Genomic DNA, 16,833 nt, shown 5'->3' on the forward strand with positions numbered 1-16,833 from the left:
GGACATCCGGCCCGATCAGGCGTCGACTGGAGCCATGCAGTACACGCAGCTCGGCCGCACCGGCCTGTCCGTCTCCCGCACCGTCCTCGGCACCATGAACTTCGGCATGCAGACCGAGGAGTCCGACTCGTTCGCGATCATGGATCGCGCGCACGAGCTCGGCGTCAACTTCTTCGACACGGCCAACGTCTACGGAGGCGAGGCCGGCCGCGGTGCGACCGAGGAGATCGTGGGCCGCTGGTTCGCGCAGGGCGGCGAGCGGCGCGAACGCACAGTCCTCGCAACCAAGGTTTTCGGCGACATGGGCGAGTTCGCGGCCCCCGGAGCCGAGCGCGGCCGCGACTCCTGGCCCAACGGAGGCCGCCTCTCGGCTCTCACTCTGCGCCGCGCCCTCGACGAGAGCCTGCGCCGCCTGCAGACCGACCACATCGACCTCTACCAGTTCCACCACGTCGACCGGACGACGCCGTGGGACGAGATCTGGCAGGCGATGGAGGTCGCCGTGCAGCAGGGCAAGGTTCTCTACGTCGGCTCCAGCAACTTCGCCGGCTGGCACATCGCCCAGGCGCAGGAGGCGGCGCGCGCCCGCCACTTCACTGGCCTCGCCTCGGAGCAGTCGATCTACAACCTGCTCGTCCGCGACGTCGAGCGCGAGGTCCTGCCGGCCGCGCTGCACTACGGGCTCGGTGTCATCCCCTGGTCGCCGCTGCAGGGCGGGTTGCTGGGCGGCGTGCTCGAGAAGACCGCGGAGGGCGGGCGCCGCTCCTCCGAGCGCAGCCTCGCTGCGATCCAGGAGCACCGCCCCGCGCTGGAGCAGTGGGAGGCGTTCGCCCGCGAGCGCGGCGAGGCGCCTGGCGAGCTGGCCCTGGCCTGGCTCCTGCACCAGCCCGCGGTCACCGGGCCGATCACCGGCCCGCGCACGCTCGAGCAGCTCGAGAGCGCCGTCGCCGCCGTCGACATCACCCTCGACTCCGAGGCTCTCGCGCGCCTCGACGAGATCTTCCCCGGCCACCGGAGCGCCCCCGAGGACTACGCCTGGTGACCACCCACCCCACTGCGAAGGAGCATTCATGAAGCAGCGCACTCTCGGCGACATCCAAGTCGGCGCGATCGGACTCGGCGGCATGCCGATGTCGATCGAGGGCCGCCCGGACCGCGAGCGGTCGATCGCCACGATCCACGCGGCGCTGGACGCCGGCGTCACCCTGATCGACACGGCCGACGCCTACCACCTCGCGACCCAGGACGACCTCGGCCACAACGAACTGCTGATCGCGGAGGCGCTGCGCGGCTACGGCGGCGACACCTCCACAGTGCTTGTCGCCACGAAGGGCGGGCACCTGCGGCGCGAGCCCGGGCCCTGGGACCAGAACGGGCGCCCTGAGTACCTGAAGGAGGCGGCACGCGCGTCCGCGCAGCGCCTCGGCGTCGAGGCGATCGGCCTCTACCAGTACCACCGGCCCGACCCCGCCGTCCCGTACGCCGACTCGATCGGCGCGCTCGCCGAGCTGCTCGACGAGGGGCTCATCCTCCGTGCCGGGATCTCGAACGCCGACCCCGACCAGATCCGCGAGGCGCACAGCATCCTCGGCGAGCGCCTGGTCTCGGTGCAGAACCAGTTCTCGCCGTCGTTCCGCTCCAGCGAGGCGGAGCTCGAGCTCTGCGCGGAGCTGGGCCTGGCCTTCCTGCCGTGGAGCCCGCTGGGCGGCATCTCGTCGGCGGGCGAACTCGGCTCGCGCTACTCCGCCTTCGCGACGGTCGCCGAGGCGCACGGAGTGACGCCGCAGGTGGTCTGCCTCGCCTGGGAGCTGGCGAAGGCCCCGGTCGTGCTGCCGATCCCCGGGGCGTCGCGCCCCGAGAGCATCCGCGACTCGGCGACGGCCGCCGATCTGCAGCTCAGCGCCGAGGAGCTGGCCTCGCTCGGCTGATTCCGTTCATAACGCAGGAAGGATTCGGATCCGGCCTCCGCCCCACGCGGTATTGCAGGGCGCCGCAGCCGTTTCTTCCTGCGTTATGAACACCACCCGGGTCAGACCGCGTCCTGCAGCGGCTCCGGAAGCGCCGAGACGAAGGCGCGAGCCGCCGCGCTCGGCCGCTCCGGCACCGCCACCATCGTCCGCCACACCAGCAGCGGGTCGGCGAGGGCCACGGCCCGCAGCCCCGCCGGGCGCTTCTGCGCGAAGTGCGCCGGCACAACGGCGATACCCATCCCGTACTCGACCAGGTCGAGCAGCGTGTGCACGTCGTTCACCTCGAGTTCGACCTCAAAGCCGAGCCCGTGCGCCGCGAACGCCCGCGCGGCCAAGAGGCTCGCCGCCCAGTGCTCCTGCAGCCCGACGATCGTCTCACCCGCCAGATCCGGGATGCGGCAGCCGACGCGGCCGGCGAGGGGGTGCCCCGGGCGCACCAGCACGGCGAAGCCCTCGCTCGCAAGCGGGAGCGTCCGCACACCGCTGGGCACAGCACCGATGTCGGCAACGAGCGCCAGGTCGAGACGGCCGGCGGCAACGGAGTCGAGCAGGGTGCCGGACCCCTCGTGGATCAGCCGCAGCGCGACTCCCGGGTGCTGCTCGCGGAAGGTCGCCAGCTCGCGAGGCAGATGCACGCCGCCCAGGCACTCCTCCGTGCCGACCGCGAGGCTCCCGCGGAGCACCCCCTGCACGGCGAGCACCGCGTCACGGGCAGCGAGGGCGCTGGCGACGGTCCGCTCCGACTCCGCGAGCATCGCCCGGCCAGCCGGCGTCAGCTCGACGCGGCGGGTGCTGCGGGTGAACAGGGGGCTACCCAGCTCGCTCTCGAGCGCGCGGATCGAGGCCGAGAGCCCCGATTGCGAGATCTGCAGGGCGCTCGCGGCGCGGGTGAAGTGCTGCTCCTTCGCGACGGCGAGGAAGTGTTCGAGCTGACGCAGTTCCATACGTCCATCCTCGTCGCGGGGACCGAGGAGCGGGAACCCGCTCAGGCGTCGGCGGCCGAGATCGCGAGCACGATCGCCGTCAGCGTCGTGCGCAGACGTTCCAGCGACTCCGTCTCGGACTCGTCCTCGAGGATCGACTGCTTCACCGCATTGTCGTACCCCGCCACCAGGAGTCGCACCGCGGTCGCCGCCTCCAGCGAGAACTCCCGCCGCACCTGGCGGAGCGCCCCGTGCACGATCTGCACGAGCGACGCGTCGAATCCCGCGCGGAAGTCGCGGTACTGGGGTGCGATCCTCGGGTCGCGCAGCGCCAGGAGCTCGAACTCCGACTCGACCACGCACCAGCGCCGGTTGTCGGTGGTCGGTCCCTGGAGGAAGTCGAGGATGACCACGGCGAGCGTCTCGGCGGTCAGCGGCTCGTCGGCAGAGACGACGCGTGGAATCGTGCGCCCCATCTGCTCGATGAGAGCGGTGACCCGGGCGCCGTTCTCCCGCTCCATCAGCGCGAAGAACAACTCCTCTTTCGTGGAGAAGTTGGAGTAGAAGGCACCGCGCGAGAATCCGGCGCGCTCGCAGATCTGCTCGACGGAGGCACTGTGCACGCCGGTCTCGGCGAACACGTCGTAGGCGGCGTCGAGCAGGCGCTCGCGGGTGCGTCCGCGGCGGGAGGTTTCGGGAGCGGTGGGGTCGATCGCGGTCATCCTCGCCTCCTGTCCGCTCTGTCAACACCTTCGACACCGATCACCCTATCCGATACATTTCCGTATCGAATACGGTGCTGTATCGGATACGCTCGTGTATCGGAGTCGAGCTCCGCTCCGGTACGCAGACGTATCTCCCCCCTCCCACCCCCGTCAGGAGACCGCGTGTCGTCGCTGCTCTACCGTCTCGGTCGTCGCGTGTACCGCGCCCACCGCCTCGTCGCCGTCCTGTGGCTGCTGATCGTGGTGGCGGGCGGCGGAGGCGCGCTGCTGCTCAATCAGGGCACCGACAACACGTTCTCCATCCCGGGCACCCAGTCGCAGACCGCGCTGGATCAGCTCGAACGCACCTTCCCCCAGGTCAGCGGAACGTCCGCGCGGTATGTCGTCGTCGCGCCTGAGGGAGGCGGCGTCCAGGACGCCGACGTGAAGGGACCGGTCGGCGACGCGGTCACCGCGCTCGGCGATGTCGACGAGGTCGCGGCGGTGACCGACCCCTACTCCGACAGCGTCTCCGGCACGATCTCCGAGGCCGGCAATGCCCTCGTCATCACCGCGCAGATGGACGGCTCCGCGACCACCACGAGCCCCGAGAGCCGCGACGCGCTGAAGGCCGAGGCGACGACCCTCCAGAACGCCCTGCCCGCCGGCTCCGTGGTCTCGCTCGGCGGCGACCTCTTCGCCCAGAACCTGCCCGGGGTGACGATCACCGAGGCGATCGGCCTCGTCGTCGCCCTCGTGGTGCTCGTGCTCACCTTCGGCTCGTTCCTCGCCGCCGGGATGCCGCTGGTCACCGCGCTGCTCGGCGTCGCCCTCTCGATGTCGGCGATCTTCATCGCCACCCGCTTCGCCTCGATCTCGTCGACGACGCCGCTCCTGGCCCTCATGCTGGGACTGGCGGTCGGCATCGACTACGCCCTCTTCATCATCAGCCGTCACCAGGACCAGTTGAAGCAGGGAATGGACCCGGAGGAGTCGACCGCGCGCGCAACGGCGACGGCCGGATCCGCCGTTGTCTTCGCCGGGCTGACCGTGATCATTGCGCTCGTCGGCCTCTCGGTTGCGGGCATCCCGTTCCTCACCACGATGGGCATCGCGGCTGCGGGCGGAGTCGCGATCGCCGTGGTCATCGCGCTCACCCTCACTCCCGCGCTGCTCGGCTTCGCTGGCGGGCGGCTCCGGCCCAAGGAGCGCCGCGCGAAAAAACGAGCCGCCAAGGCCGCGGCCGCCTCGGGAGCCCACGCCGACCTCGCGGCCGTGGAGGACTCGACAGCGCCCTCGCCCGGCGGCCGCGCGCACGCCGAGGTCCCGCGCGGCTTCTTCCGCGGCTGGGTCCAGGTCGTCACCCGCTTCCCGATCGTCACGATCATCGCGGTGATCGGCGTGCTCGGAGTCGCCAGCATCCCGGCGCTCAGCCTCCGCCTCGCCCTGCCGGACGCCGGATACCAGGCCGAGGGCACGCCGGCGCGTACCACCTACGACCTGCTCGCCGAGAACTTCGGCGCCGGATACAACGGCCCGCTCATTGTGACCGGCACGATCATCGGCTCGACCGATCCGCTCGGCCTGATGAACGACCTCAAGGGTGAGATCGAGAAGCTCGACGGAGTCGCCTCGGTGCCGCTCGCGACCCCGAACGAGACCGCCGACACCGGCATCATCCAGGTCATTCCGGAGGGCGGCCCCGACTCCGAGGCCACCAAGGCGCTGGTCGCCGAGATCCGCGACAAGCACGACGACTTCCAGCGGGAGTACGGCGTCGACCTCGCGGTGACCGGCCAGACCGCGGTCGGCATCGACATCTCGGACACGCTCGCCACGGCGCTCTTACCCTTCGGCCTGCTCGTGGTCGGCCTGTCGCTGGTGCTGCTGACGATGGTGTTCCGCTCGCTCTGGGTGCCGATCAAGGCGACGCTGGGCTACCTGCTCTCGGTGGGCGTCTCCTTCGGAGCCGTGGCGGCGGTGTTCGAGTGGGGCTGGTTCTCGGACGCGCTCCACGTCGACAAGACGGGCCCGATCATCAGTTTCATGCCGATCATCCTGATGGGCGTGCTCTTCGGCCTGGCAATGGACTACGAGGTGTTCCTGGTCTCGCGGATGCGCGAGGACTACGTGCACGGCCGCCCGGCGCGCGCCGCCGTCGAGTCGGGCTTCGTCGGCTCGGCCAAGGTGGTCACGGCCGCCGCGATCATCATGTTCTCGGTCTTCGCCGCCTTCGTGCCGGAGGGGGACACCAACATCAAGCCGATCGCGCTCGGCCTGGCCGTGGGCGTCTTCGTCGATGCCTTCATTGTGCGGATGACGCTGGTGCCCGCCGTGCTGCACCTGCTCGGTGACCGCGCCTGGCACATGCCGCGCTGGCTCGACCGAGTCCTCCCCTCCTTCGACGTCGAGGGCGAGGGCCTGACGAAGGAGCTCGCTCTCGCCGACTGGCCGGAGCCCGGATCCACCGACGTGATCGCCGCCGAGGGCCTCTGCCTCGACGGACCCGACGGACCCGTCTACCACGACGTCTCGCTGCGGGTCGCGCCGGGCTCCTCCCTGGTGGTGCACGGCCCGCACCGCACCGGCCGCACCGCACTGCTCCTGAGCATCGCCGGCCGCCTCGCCCCCGACTCCGGACGCCTGAAAGTCGCGGGCCTGGTCGTGCCGATCCGCTCCGCCGCCGTGCGCGGCCGGGTCGGGCTGGTGCGCCTGGCCGGAGCGGCCGACCCGGTCGCCGACGTGCGCTCCGTCCTGGAGTCGGCCCCGCCGATCCTGGTGCTCGATGACCTCGACACGGTCACCGATCCGCAACTGCGCGCCGCGATCCGGGCCGAGCTCGACGCCGCCCGTGCCGCCAACGACGCGTTCACCGTGGTCGCCTCCTCCGTCGACGCTGAGGCGCTCGACGACCTCCTCCCCTCCGACCGCGGCGTGCTCGCGGTCTCCCCCGCGGCGAAGCGCCGCGCGATCGCAAAGGTCCTCTGACAGATGGCTCTTCTCTCCCTCGAACGCCCCCGCGGCGGCACGAAGGTGTCCTGGCTGACCCTTCTCGGGATCGTCCTGGTCCCCCTCGTCATCGGCGGCCTCCTGGTGTGGGCGCTGTGGAACCCCACCGAGCGCCTCGACACGATCACGGCCGCCGTGGTCAACGAGGACACGCCCGTGGAGATCAACGGGCAGACCGTGCCGCTCGGGCGCCAGCTCGCGGCCGGACTCGTGACGGGCGGCACCGACTCTGCGAGCCCTGCCGCCCCCGCGTCCCCCTCGGCGAGCGCGACCCCGGTGCCGAACGTCTCCGGCTCGGACTCGACGGGCAACTTCACCTGGGTGCTCACCGACAAGGACGACGCCGCGAAGGGCCTCGCCGATGGCAGCTACGCGACCGTTGTGACCATCCCCTCCTCCTTCTCGGCCGCCGCCACCTCGTACTCCGGCGACGCCGAGAAGGCGACGAAGGCGACCATCGACATCGCCACCAGCGAGAAGGCCAAGCTCGTCGACGACGCCATCTCGGCCACCGTGACCAGCACCGCCACCTCGCTGCTGAACACGCAGCTCACCACCGCGTACCTCGAGAACGTCTACGTCGGCTTCAACACCCTGAACGAGCAGATCGGCCAGGCGGCCCAGGGCGCGGGCACACTCGCCGACGGCGCCGACCAGCTCGGCACCGGCGCCTCCACTCTCGCCGACGGTACGAGCGACCTCGCCGACGGCATCGATGCGCTGGCCACCGGCGCGTCCTCTCTGTCGGGCGGAGTCGCGCAGCTCGGCACCGGCGCCTCCTCCCTCGCCGACGGCGTAGGTCAGCTGGGCACCGGTGCGTCCGACCTCTCCGGCGGAGTCGCGCAGCTCGCCACGGGCGCGCGGGGCTCCGCCGGCGGGGCGACGCAGCTGCAGGGCGGCGCCACCGGCCTGGCGGACGGCCTCGACCAGTTGGCGGCGGGCGTGCAGAAGACGGGTGAGGGGACACAGCAGGTAACGACGCTCAGCGCGGGAGCGGCGACGGCCACCGCGGAAACCCTGAAGGCCCTCACCGGTGTGCTCGCGAGCTGCGAGACGGAGCAGTGCAGCGCCGCGAAAGCCGTCATCGCCTCGGCGAACGGGCCGACGGGCGCGGTCACCCTGACCGGGCAGACCGCCGGAGCGGTCGCCGGGATCGACGCCGGGATCCGCACAGGCAGCGACGGTCAGCCCTCGCTGGTCGACGCGGTCGGCCGGTCCGCCGCGGGCGCCCGCACCCTCGCGGGCGGGATCGGCCAGCTCTCCGGCGGACTCTCTCAGCTCGCCTCCGGTGCCGAGGCCGCGGCCGGCGGCGCCGCGCAGCTCTCCTCCGGGGCAACCACCGCCGCGGCCGGCGCCCGCGACCTCGCGACCGGCGCGACCACCGCCGCGGGCGGCGCCGCCGACCTCGCCACGGGAGCGTCCTCCGCCGCCGACGGAGCGGACCAGCTCGCCGACGGCGCAAGCGGCGTTTCGGACGGGGCGGTGCAGCTCGCCGACGGCAGTCGCACGCTCGCCACGGGGCTCGACGCCGCCGTCGCGCAGCTGCCCAGCTACACCGAGTCGGAGTCGACGAACCTCGCCAACGTCGTCTCCGACCCGGTCGAGAACGCGAGGAGTACGAACGACCTGTTCGGGGCGTCCAGCGTCCCGTTCTTCGCCACGATCGCCCTCTGGCTCGGCGCCCTCGCGACCTTCCTGGTGCTCGCCGCGTTCTCGCACCGCGCGCTCTCCTCCACCCGCTCCTCCGCGGCACTCGCCCTCTCCTCCTCCCTGCCCGCGCTGGTGATCGGCGTCGTGCAGGGTCTCGCGGTCGCGACCGTGATGAGCAACGTCGCCGACCTGGAGCCGGGACGCTGGATCGGCTTCGCCCTGCTCTCGATGCTCGCCGGCGCCTCGTTCGCCGCGGTGAACCAGGGGCTCGTCGCGCTGCTCGGAGGGATCGGCCGCTTCCTGTCGATGGTCGCGGCGGTGATCGGGCTCGGCGCGGGCATCATCTCGACGGTCCCCGGCCTGTTCGACGACGTGCTCGGGTTCCTGCCGCTGTCGGCGGCGCAGAACGCGCTGTCCGGAGTGGTCGAAGGGACGGAGGGAACGGCCGGCGCGGTCGTCGGCCTGGTGATCTGGCTGCTGTTCGGCCTGCTGCTGACCGTCGCCGCGATCGCCCGCCGTCGGGTTGTCCCGGTCCGTGCCCTGCATCGCACCGCGGAGGCGTAGCCCGCTCACCACGCCTGCCCGACCAAGGCTTGTCGGTCATCTCGTGCCGCCCTCCCCGAGCGAGGGCGGGTGGCACGGGGATCGCGCCGTGTCCGCGCCTCAGGGACGTCCGCCACATCCTGGGGGTTACCCTGACGCGGTGGAATCGGTACCAACGGGGATCCGGACACGGCGGGTCTACAGCCCGTCCGTCGTCCTCCGCGTGCGTACCCTCCTGCGGCGGCTGATCGGCGCGCTGCTCGCTGCGGTGCTCATCCCGTTCGCGATCCTGGCCGATCGCCGCGGCGTCCTCGACGAGTCAACGCTCTCGCTCGGTCTCCTCGCCCTCACCGTCGTGATCGGGCTGGTCTCGGCGGTGTCCCTCTTCATCGTCACTCCCACCCGCGTGATCACCACCGAGACGCAGGTCGTGCTGATGCGCGGCCACCGCCGCCGCGAGCAGTGGCCGCGCCGCTCGGTGCGCTTCGCCGAGTCGAGCGACGGCGACGGCTTCGTCGCCTGGTGCCGCGGCGATGGGATCGAGGTCCGCTGCGCGCACTTTCGACCAGAGGACTTCGCCACCCTGCTCGCCGACCTCCGCGCCGTCGCACGTGTCCGCGACGCCGTGCCGCCCGAGCTGGCGGGTTCCGCCTCCGCCGTGCTCTTCCGTCCGCACCGGGCACCGTTGCGCCGACGCGCCGTCGCCCTGGTCGTGGTGGCGACCGAGGCGTTCGCCGCAGGTGTCCTGGCCGTCGCCCTCGCCGATGCCCCGTCCGGCGGTCGCGCGCAGATCGTCCTCGGAGCAGTGATCGTGGCGCTCTCGCTGCCTCTGGGCCTCGTCGCCGCTCGGCTGGCGCTGCGGCCCGGACTGCCCGGCTCGATTGTGGTGTCGGAGTCGGCCATCCAGATCGATGGACTGGTCTTCCCTCTCGAGGCGTTGCGTTCCGTGGTCGCCTCGAGCCCCACGGGGAGCCGCAGCCTCCGCCTGACCCTCACGGAGACGAACGGCCGCATCACCGAGGTGCCCCTCGGCCTGCGGCTGCCGACGTTGCGGCGCGACCAGCTCTTCCCCGATTATCCGCTGCTGCTCGGCGTTCTGCGCGAGCGCACGGCGGGGCTACTGCGGATCGAGGGCTGACGCCGTCGCCGCGGTGCCGCCCCGAGCGGCGCCTCAGTCCTCGGCGCCGTCGGCGATGCGCTGGTGGTGGTGGATGACCTCGGCGACGATGAAGCCGAGGAACTTCTCGGCGAACGCCGGATCGAGGTGCGACTCCTCGGCGAGCGCTCGAAGTCGCGCGATCTGACGAGCCTCACGATCGAGATCGGCCGGGGGCAGACCGTGCGCGGCCTTGAGCTTGCCGACCTTCTGCGTGAACTTGAACCGCTCGGCGAGCAGGTGGATCACCGCCGCATCGATGTTGTCGATGCTCTGACGGATCTGCACGAGCTCGGCGCGCGCCTGGGACTCCTCGGGAGTGATGTCAACGGTCATGGCGGGACCCTAACGGACCGGTGCGGCTTCGAGCTGCGATCGGCGCGCGACGACGGCCCCTACCCGACTTTCGGGAGGGGCCGTCACGAGGGGCGGGTCAGTCGACCAGGTTGATCTGCACGGGGATGTTCCCGCGGGTGGCGTTGGAGTACGGGCAGAGCTGGTGCGCCGCGTCGGCGACCTTCTGCGCGTCCTCGGCACTCGCCTTCGGGACGTACACGTCGAGCTCGACCGCGAGGCCGAAGCCGTCCGAGTCGTTCTTGCCGATGGAGACGCTGGCCGAGACGGCCGCATCGGTCGTGTCGATCTTCAGCTGACGGCCGGCTCCGTGCAGGGCGCTGAGGAAGCAGGCGGAGTAGCCGGCCGCGAACAGCTGCTCGGGGTTGGTCCCCTCGCCGGAACCGCCGAGCTCCTGCGGGGCGCGGGTATCGAGGTCGAGCCGGTCGTCCTCAGTGCGGACGTGGCCGTCGCGTCCTCCACCGGAGGCGTGGGCGATGGCGGTGTAGAGAGCATCCATCTCCCCATCCCACCACCCGGCCGCCGTGAGTCAGGTGAACGTGGAAGACACGTCCTGCGTTCTCCCGGAAATCCGGCCCGAGAACTCCCGAGGAGCCGTCAAGCCCCTCCCGCGCCGCGCCGTCCGGGTGTGCGGTGGAGGGACACCGACCCCACCGGCGCGAGCCGGAGAACGGAGACGAACATGCGAGCGCTCACGTGGCAGGGCATCGAGAAGGTTTCGGTCGAAACCGTCCCGGACCCCCGCATCCAGCAGCCGACCGACGCGATCATCCGGATCACCTCGACCGCGATCTGCGGCTCCGACCTGCACCTGTACCGACTCCTCGGGCCCTACCTCGACAAGGGCGACGTGCTCGGGCACGAGCCGATGGGCATCGTGGAGGAGGTGGGCACCGCGATCACCTCGCTGCGGGTGGGAGACCGAGTCGTCGTCCCCTTCAACATCGCCTGTGGCGACTGCTTCCCGTGCCGTCGCGGCCTGCAGTCGCAGTGCGAGACGACGCAGGTGACCGAGTACGGCTCCGGAGCGGCGCTGTTCGGTTACACGAAGATGTACGGCCAGGTCCCCGGCGGACAAGCCGAGCTGCTGCGCGTGCCGCTCGCCGACTACAACACAATCGTCGTCGGCACCGACCTACCGGACGAGCGCTACTTGTTCCTCAGCGACATCGTGCCCACGGCCTGGCAGGGCGTGGAGTACGCGCAGGTTCCCGACGGCGGGACACTGGTCGTCTTCGGGCTCGGGCCGGTCGGCCAGTTCGCCGCGCGGATCGGCGTGCACCGCGGCTACCGTGTGCTCGCGGTGGAGCCGGTGGCCGAGCGGCGCGCGATGGCCGAGCGGTACGGCGTGGAGACGTTCGATCTCTCCGACGACATCACCGCCCAGCTGCGCGACCTGACCGACGGGCGCGGTCCCGACTCCGTCCTCGACGCCGTCGGCATGGAGGCGCACGGCTCGCCGGTCGGCTCCTTCGCGCAGACGATGGCCGGCCTGCTCCCCGATCCGCTCGCCCGCAAGGCGATGGACACGGTCGGCGTCGACCGGCTCGCCGCGGTGCACGCCTCGCTCGACCTGGTACGCCGCGGCGGGACCGTCTCGCTGAGCGGGGTCTACGGCGGCGAGGCCGACCCGATGCCGCTCAAGTCGATGTTCGACAAGCAGGTGACGATGCGGATGGGCCAGTGCAACGTGAAACGCTGGATCGACGACCTGCTGCCGCTGGTCGAGGACTCGTCCGATCCGCTCGGCGTGCTGGACCTCGTGACCCACCGGGCACCCCTCGAGGACGCTCCGGCCCTGTACGAGACCTTCCAGAAGAAGGAGGACGGCTGCATCAAGGTCGTCCTGCAGCCGTAGCGGAGACGACGAAGGCGGCGCCCCGTCAAGGGAGCGCCGCCTTCGCCGTGGTGTGCAGACCTACTTGAAAACGTCCTTGACGTCCTCGCCGGTCTTCTTGACCGAGGCCGCAGCCTGGTCCTTCTGGCCTTCGGCCTTCAGGCTGTCGTCGTTCTTGTGGTCGCCCAGGGCTTCCTTCGCCTTGCCGGCGATATCCTGAGCGGCGTTCTTGATCTTGTCATCGAGCCCCATGGTGGTGCCTCCTTCGCTGATCGTTGGCCCGACCGTAGGACCCTGAACTGCCCGCTTCCTGAGAGCCGACAGGGGCTTGCCCGGGCACCCTCCGGGCTGCCATGCTTCTCGCCCTCGACCGGAGCCGACCGGCCGAGGGCGCGCGGTCAGGTCGCCGGGGTGGCGGACTCCGACGGGGCCGACTGTGAAGGCGCGTTCGTGGGCGTCTGCGTCGAACCATCGTCGGCACTGGTGGGCACCGCACTCCCGGACTGGATCGGAGTCTGGGCGTCACCGGTGCAGCCCGCCAGCAGCCCGATGGCGAGAGCGGAGGCGCCGAGCGCTCCGAGGATCCGCGAGGTGCTCACTTGCCCGTCACCGCGTCCTTCACAGCCCCGACCGCCTTCTCGACCAGGTTCGGCTTCGGGTCGGTGCCGTAGAAGCGCTCGTCCGGCTGGGTGGGCGGCGGCATCGGCACTCCACCGCCGGGCTCGGCGACACGATAGCTGAACTCGCCCTTGCCGTCGGGGGTCGGACCCGAGGCCCACGTACCGTCGGCGGCCGCTGCTCCGTCTGAGAAGTTGATGTACTCGTACGACACCGAGCGCTCCTCCTTCGAGATCGGGAAGTTCGAGGGCACCGGCAGATCCTCCTTGCCCTCCGCGCGCAGCTCGGCAGCCGCCGCGATCCACTGGTTCTGGTGCATCGTGTCGCGAGCCAGGAGGAACGACAGGAGGTCGCGCACGCCGTGGTCGTCGGTCATGTGGTAGAGCCGAGCAACCTGGAGGCGGCCCTGCATCTCGGCGTTCGCGTTCGCGGTGAAGTCGGCAAGCAAGTTGCCGCTCGCGGTGATGTACGACCCCTGCCACGGGTTGCCCATACTGTCGACGGGGCGCACACCGGCACCGGCGACAATGGCGTGCTGCACGTCGGAGCCGCCGATAACTGCCGCGAGCACCGGGTCCTTCTTCATCGCGTCCTCGGACTGCTCGATCGGCGCCTTCTCGAGCAGCTGCGCGATCATCACGGCGATCATCTCGACGTGGCCGAACTCCTCGGCGCCGATGCCGAACAGCAAGTCCCGGTATTTGCCCGGATCGTGGGAATTCCAGGCCTGGAAGCCGTACTGCATCGCCACGGTGATCTCGCCGTACTGGCCGCCGAGCACCTCCTGGAAGCGGCGGGCGAAGACGGCGTCGGGCTTGGAGGGGGAGGCCGTGAACTGGAGTTCCTGACGGTGGAAGAACATGACGAAGTACCTTTCGTACCTTTCCGGTGTGGCCGGGCGGAGCCGGACGCGGACGTCCGAGGTCTGTGTCTTCGACGCTAGGCAGCCCAGTTGGAGGGCCAGAAGGGGCTTGACGAAGGCCGGGAGCAATCTCGGCGCGATCGTGCGAACCCGGTCGCGGGGGCGCGGGATGGTAGCCGCTTCGAGGGTCGTTCGCTATGCCCTTTCCGCTGTTCGAGCGCCCGCCCAGACTGGCGACGCCGGCACGCACTTACCCCCACTCGATCCTGGAAGGGACAGACGATGTCGAACATCGATCCCGATTCACCTCCGTTCGGAGACGGCGCCGCGAACTTCGGCGCGACCGAGACCCCCGCCGAGAGTGGGGCGCACACCGCCTCCCTCGGCGCGTACTCCTCCTCCTCCTCCGACTCCCCCTCGAGCAGCGCTACCGACACCGCGAAGGAGGCAGCCGGCACCGCGAAGGAGCAGGCCGGCGCCGTCGCCGATGATGCGAAGCAGGCCGCGAGCGACGTGCTGTCAGCAGGCAAGGACGAGGCAGCCAACGTCGTCCAGGAGGCGAAGGTTCAGGTCAAGGATCTCCTCGACCAGAGCCGCAGCCAGCTGACGGAGCAGGCGCACTCGCAGAAGGAGAACGCCGCCAAGGGCGCGCGCGCCTTCAGCGATGACCTCACTGCTCTCGCGAACGGCGAGGGCGGTCAGGACAACATGGCCGCGAACCTCGTGTCGCAGGCTGCCTCCCGTGCCCAGGGCGTCGCCCAGTGGCTGGAAAACCGGGACCCGTCGCAGCTGCTCGACGACGTGCGCTCGTTCGCGCGCCGCCGGCCGGGCGCCTTCATCCTGATCGCTGCCGCGACCGGCCTCGTGGGCGGACGTCTGATTCGGGCGCTGACCGCCGAGGCGAAGGACGAGAAGGAGGCAGCAACGGGGCGCACCGACGGCCCCGAGTACGACGCTCCCGCCGCCGACTCGCTCGCGTACGACGCTCCCGCCGCCTCGGCCTACGGCACGGTCGGCTCACGCTCGCTCGAGCGCGACTACGCCCCGACCGAGCCCGTCGCTGATCCGCTCGACGGCGGCTTCCCGAATGGCGGACGGCTGTGACCGATCCGACGGGCGTCCACCGCTCGCCGCAGACGCCCGATGAGCGGGCGGGCTCGACGTCGCTGGGCGACCTGCTCAGTGAGGTCTCGCGCGATCTCTCCACGCTGATCCGCCAGGAAATGGCGCTCGCGAAGGCGGAACTCAAGGAGTCCGCAAGCAAGGCGGGTAAGGGAGCGGGTCTGCTCGGTGGGGCGGGTTACGCCGCACTGATGGCCGTGCTGTTCCTCTCGATCGCCCTCTGGTGGGGGCTGGGCACTCTGATCGGTAATGGCTGGTCCGGAGTGGTCGTTGCCGTGATCTGGGCGATCGTCGCCGCGATCCTTTACGCCGTGGGCCGCAAGAGCCTGAAGCAGGTCGACGGTGCTCCCGAAACGGTCGACTCCCTCAAGAAGATTCCCGACACCCTCAAGCCGAACGGGGCAGGACGATGACGTACGACGCAGGACTGAACAAGACGCCGGAGCAGGGAAAGACACCCGAGCAGATCCGCGCGGATATCGAGCGCACCCGGCTGGAGCTCGGCGGTGACGTCGACGCACTGGCTGAAAAGGTCAGCCCGAGCGCCATCGCGCAGCGGCAGACCGATAAGGTCCGCGCGGCCGTGGGCTCTGTCCGCGACCGGGTGATGGGCTCGGCGCAGGATGCCTCAGACTCGCTCTCGAGCGGAGCCGGCTCGGCGAAGGCCAAGGCCGAGGGCAACCCGTTCGCCGTGGGTTTGATCGCCTTCGGCGCGGGGCTGCTCGTGGCCTCGCTGATCCCTGCGTCCAGCAAGGAGAAGGAGGCGGCGAGCCGCGTCAAGGAGCAGGCCCAGCCGGTCGTCGACACCGTGACGGACGCAGCGAAGGAGGCGGCCGGCGAGCTGCGCGAGCCGGCGCAGCAGGCCTTCGCCGCGGTCAAGGACACCGCGACCGACGCCGCGCAGAACGTCAAGGAGGCGGGCTCCTCGGCCGCCGGCGATGTGCAGGACTCGGCCCGCGAGGCCAAGCACGCCGTCCAGGAGGACGTGCAGCGCTGATCGGTCGGCGCTGATCCGTCGGCGCTGACAGGGCGGTGGGCCTCCGGGCCCGCCGCCCTTCGGCGTCTCCGGGGCGCGACGGCCGATCCGATCACTGCCGCCCGCGCGGATGGATAGGCGCATCCCACCTCGGGAACGGTGCATAAAAACCAGGCAAAGACTCTTCCGGGAACTCGGCAGTATCCCGCGACGCGACCGCATCAAACAACACGTGAGCATCATTCGTCCAGAACAATTCGCTGTACACCTGGATTGAATATTGGCCACTCGCCTGGATGAAGTAGTTGATCCGATAACCGTCACCCGTGATCCCCCACAGATCAGCACTCTCCAACGTCTCCCGAACAAAGTACTTCCACCCCTGTTCCTCGAAGTACGCCACCATCGGATCCAAATCCGACTTCTCCCCCTGAGCACCTGGCGGCTCGATGATCCGAGTGCACGTAACGTAGTAGCTGTTCTCACCTGTGCCACCCGGAAGACCACCCCCGACACCGCCGTTGTACCCCTCCTCGGGCAGCGTCTCCCCGCCGTTCCACCTCCACACACCGTCACTGATCCGCAACTGCGCATCCCGCAACAACTCCTGCGCATGCACGTAACGCTGCGCATTCAGCTCGAGCTCCTCCTCCAACGTCAGACCCGCCACTTCCGCCCGCGTCATCCCCGCCGTATCCCGCCGCTCCGCCATCACGTTCGACGAACACGCCGACACAACGACGAGAGCCACAAGAACCCCAGCAATCCGAGCTGCAGCCCGCGGATACGTCACTGCCGACCCAGCGGACGAATCGGATTATCCCAGCGCGGGAAAGGCACATACACGCCGGGAAGCGACTCCTCAAGAAATGGATCGTAATCGCGAGATGCGACAGCCTCGAACAGGGCGTGGGCATCGTTGGTCCAGAACAGTTCGCTGTAGACCTGGATGGAATAGACCCCGCTCTTCTGTATGTAATACTTCACCCTATAGCCGTCACCGGTTATGCGGCTCATCGTAATTGAGGGTGTAGTCGGGGTCTGAAGCCGCCAGTTTCGAGCAGGCTGCGGGCGATGTAGTTGGTGAGGTTGCGGAAGCCGAGGGCGGA

General features: G+C 70.2%; 18 protein-coding genes. 9 read left to right on the plus strand and 9 right to left on the minus strand.

Annotated features, from left to right (window positions below; genetic code table 11):
* The first annotated feature begins 34 nt into the window (after window positions 1–34).
* Both C5D07_RS02305 and C5D07_RS02310 read left to right on the plus strand, forming a co-directional pair.
* Entirely contained in the window at window positions 35–1,042 is a 1,008-nt protein-coding gene (locus C5D07_RS02305; protein WP_068256062.1) for an aldo/keto reductase, read from the plus strand.
* 28 nt (window positions 1,043–1,070) lie between these two features.
* Window positions 1,071–1,928 (plus strand): aldo/keto reductase, encoded by an 858-nt coding sequence (locus C5D07_RS02310; RefSeq protein ID WP_068256067.1) that lies wholly within the window; start codon window positions 1,071–1,073, stop codon window positions 1,926–1,928.
* Between the two features lie 101 nt (window positions 1,929–2,029).
* On the opposite strand, the gene C5D07_RS02315 is transcribed toward C5D07_RS02310, so the two are convergent.
* Both C5D07_RS02315 and C5D07_RS02320 read right to left on the minus strand, forming a co-directional pair.
* Window positions 2,030–2,914, minus strand: a complete 885-nt coding sequence (locus C5D07_RS02315) for a LysR family transcriptional regulator (RefSeq protein WP_068256068.1) — start codon at window positions 2,912–2,914, stop codon at window positions 2,030–2,032.
* Window positions 2,915–2,955: 41 nt separating this feature from the next.
* A complete protein-coding gene (locus C5D07_RS02320) occupies window positions 2,956–3,615 on the minus strand; it encodes a TetR/AcrR family transcriptional regulator (protein WP_104258581.1) in 660 nt (219 codons plus the stop codon).
* A gap of 165 nt (window positions 3,616–3,780) precedes the next feature.
* On the opposite strand from C5D07_RS02320, the gene C5D07_RS02325 reads away from it, so the two are divergent.
* From C5D07_RS02325 to C5D07_RS02335, 3 genes are all read left to right on the plus strand, one after another.
* On the plus strand, window positions 3,781–6,585 hold the full coding sequence (locus C5D07_RS02325; protein WP_104258582.1) for an MMPL family transporter: 2,805 nt from the start codon (window positions 3,781–3,783) through the stop codon (window positions 6,583–6,585).
* A 3-nt stretch (window positions 6,586–6,588) separates the two neighbouring features.
* Complete coding sequence (locus C5D07_RS02330; RefSeq protein ID WP_104258583.1) at window positions 6,589–8,820, plus strand: YhgE/Pip domain-containing protein; 2,232 nt, start codon at window positions 6,589–6,591, stop codon at window positions 8,818–8,820.
* Window positions 8,821–8,959: 139 nt separating this feature from the next.
* A complete protein-coding gene (locus C5D07_RS02335; protein WP_104261813.1) occupies window positions 8,960–9,937 on the plus strand; it encodes a hypothetical protein in 978 nt (325 codons plus the stop codon).
* A gap of 33 nt (window positions 9,938–9,970) precedes the next feature.
* Here C5D07_RS02335 and C5D07_RS02340 read toward each other — a convergent pair whose 3' ends face one another.
* Entirely contained in the window at window positions 9,971–10,291 is a 321-nt protein-coding gene (locus C5D07_RS02340; RefSeq protein ID WP_068256082.1) for a chorismate mutase, read from the minus strand.
* 97 nt (window positions 10,292–10,388) lie between these two features.
* Window positions 10,389–10,808 (minus strand): organic hydroperoxide resistance protein, encoded by a 420-nt coding sequence (locus tag C5D07_RS02345; RefSeq protein WP_104258584.1) that lies wholly within the window; start codon window positions 10,806–10,808, stop codon window positions 10,389–10,391.
* 183 nt (window positions 10,809–10,991) lie between these two features.
* Here C5D07_RS02345 and C5D07_RS02350 point away from each other — a divergent pair, with 183 nt between their 5' ends.
* The gene (locus tag C5D07_RS02350; RefSeq protein WP_068256088.1) at window positions 10,992–12,167 is read left to right on the plus strand and encodes a zinc-dependent alcohol dehydrogenase; all 1,176 of its coding nucleotides are present in this window, start codon (window positions 10,992–10,994) and stop codon (window positions 12,165–12,167) included.
* Between the two features lie 60 nt (window positions 12,168–12,227).
* On the opposite strand, the gene C5D07_RS02355 is transcribed toward C5D07_RS02350, so the two are convergent.
* From C5D07_RS02355 to C5D07_RS02365, 3 genes are all read right to left on the minus strand, one after another.
* Window positions 12,228–12,398: a CsbD family protein gene (locus C5D07_RS02355; protein ID WP_068256091.1), complete on the minus strand. Its 171-nt coding sequence runs from the start codon at window positions 12,396–12,398 to the stop codon at window positions 12,228–12,230.
* A 146-nt stretch (window positions 12,399–12,544) separates the two neighbouring features.
* Complete coding sequence (locus C5D07_RS02360; protein WP_068256094.1) at window positions 12,545–12,745, minus strand: hypothetical protein; 201 nt, start codon at window positions 12,743–12,745, stop codon at window positions 12,545–12,547.
* Window positions 12,742–13,626, minus strand: a complete 885-nt coding sequence (locus C5D07_RS02365; RefSeq protein ID WP_068256096.1) for a manganese catalase — start codon at window positions 13,624–13,626, stop codon at window positions 12,742–12,744. Before C5D07_RS02365 ends, C5D07_RS02360 begins: the two co-directional genes overlap by 4 nt.
* Window positions 13,627–13,908: 282 nt before the next feature.
* Between C5D07_RS02365 and C5D07_RS02370 the strand changes: the two genes are divergently transcribed.
* The 3 genes from C5D07_RS02370 to C5D07_RS02380 are packed head-to-tail and all read left to right on the plus strand — an operon-like array spanning window position 13,909 to window position 15,745.
* On the plus strand, window positions 13,909–14,730 hold the full coding sequence (locus tag C5D07_RS02370; RefSeq protein WP_068256099.1) for a hypothetical protein: 822 nt from the start codon (window positions 13,909–13,911) through the stop codon (window positions 14,728–14,730).
* Window positions 14,727–15,161, plus strand: coding sequence for a phage holin family protein (locus C5D07_RS02375; protein ID WP_068256102.1), 435 nt, complete (start codon window positions 14,727–14,729; stop codon window positions 15,159–15,161). The genes C5D07_RS02370 and C5D07_RS02375 overlap by 4 nt, the downstream gene beginning before the upstream one ends.
* The gene (locus C5D07_RS02380) at window positions 15,158–15,745 is read left to right on the plus strand and encodes a DUF3618 domain-containing protein (protein WP_068256105.1); all 588 of its coding nucleotides are present in this window, start codon (window positions 15,158–15,160) and stop codon (window positions 15,743–15,745) included. The genes C5D07_RS02375 and C5D07_RS02380 overlap by 4 nt, the downstream gene beginning before the upstream one ends.
* A 91-nt stretch (window positions 15,746–15,836) precedes the next feature.
* Here C5D07_RS02380 and C5D07_RS02385 read toward each other — a convergent pair whose 3' ends face one another.
* Window positions 15,837–16,475, minus strand: coding sequence for a hypothetical protein (locus C5D07_RS02385; protein WP_146079780.1), 639 nt, complete (start codon window positions 16,473–16,475; stop codon window positions 15,837–15,839).
* Window positions 16,476–16,513: 38 nt separating this feature from the next.
* Complete coding sequence (locus C5D07_RS15170; protein WP_146076835.1) at window positions 16,514–16,741, minus strand: hypothetical protein; 228 nt, start codon at window positions 16,739–16,741, stop codon at window positions 16,514–16,516.
* Window positions 16,742–16,833: the final 92 nt, after the last annotated feature.

The organism is Rathayibacter tritici (assembly GCF_002932875.1).
Taxonomy (GTDB): domain Bacteria; phylum Actinomycetota; class Actinomycetes; order Actinomycetales; family Microbacteriaceae; genus Rathayibacter; species Rathayibacter tritici.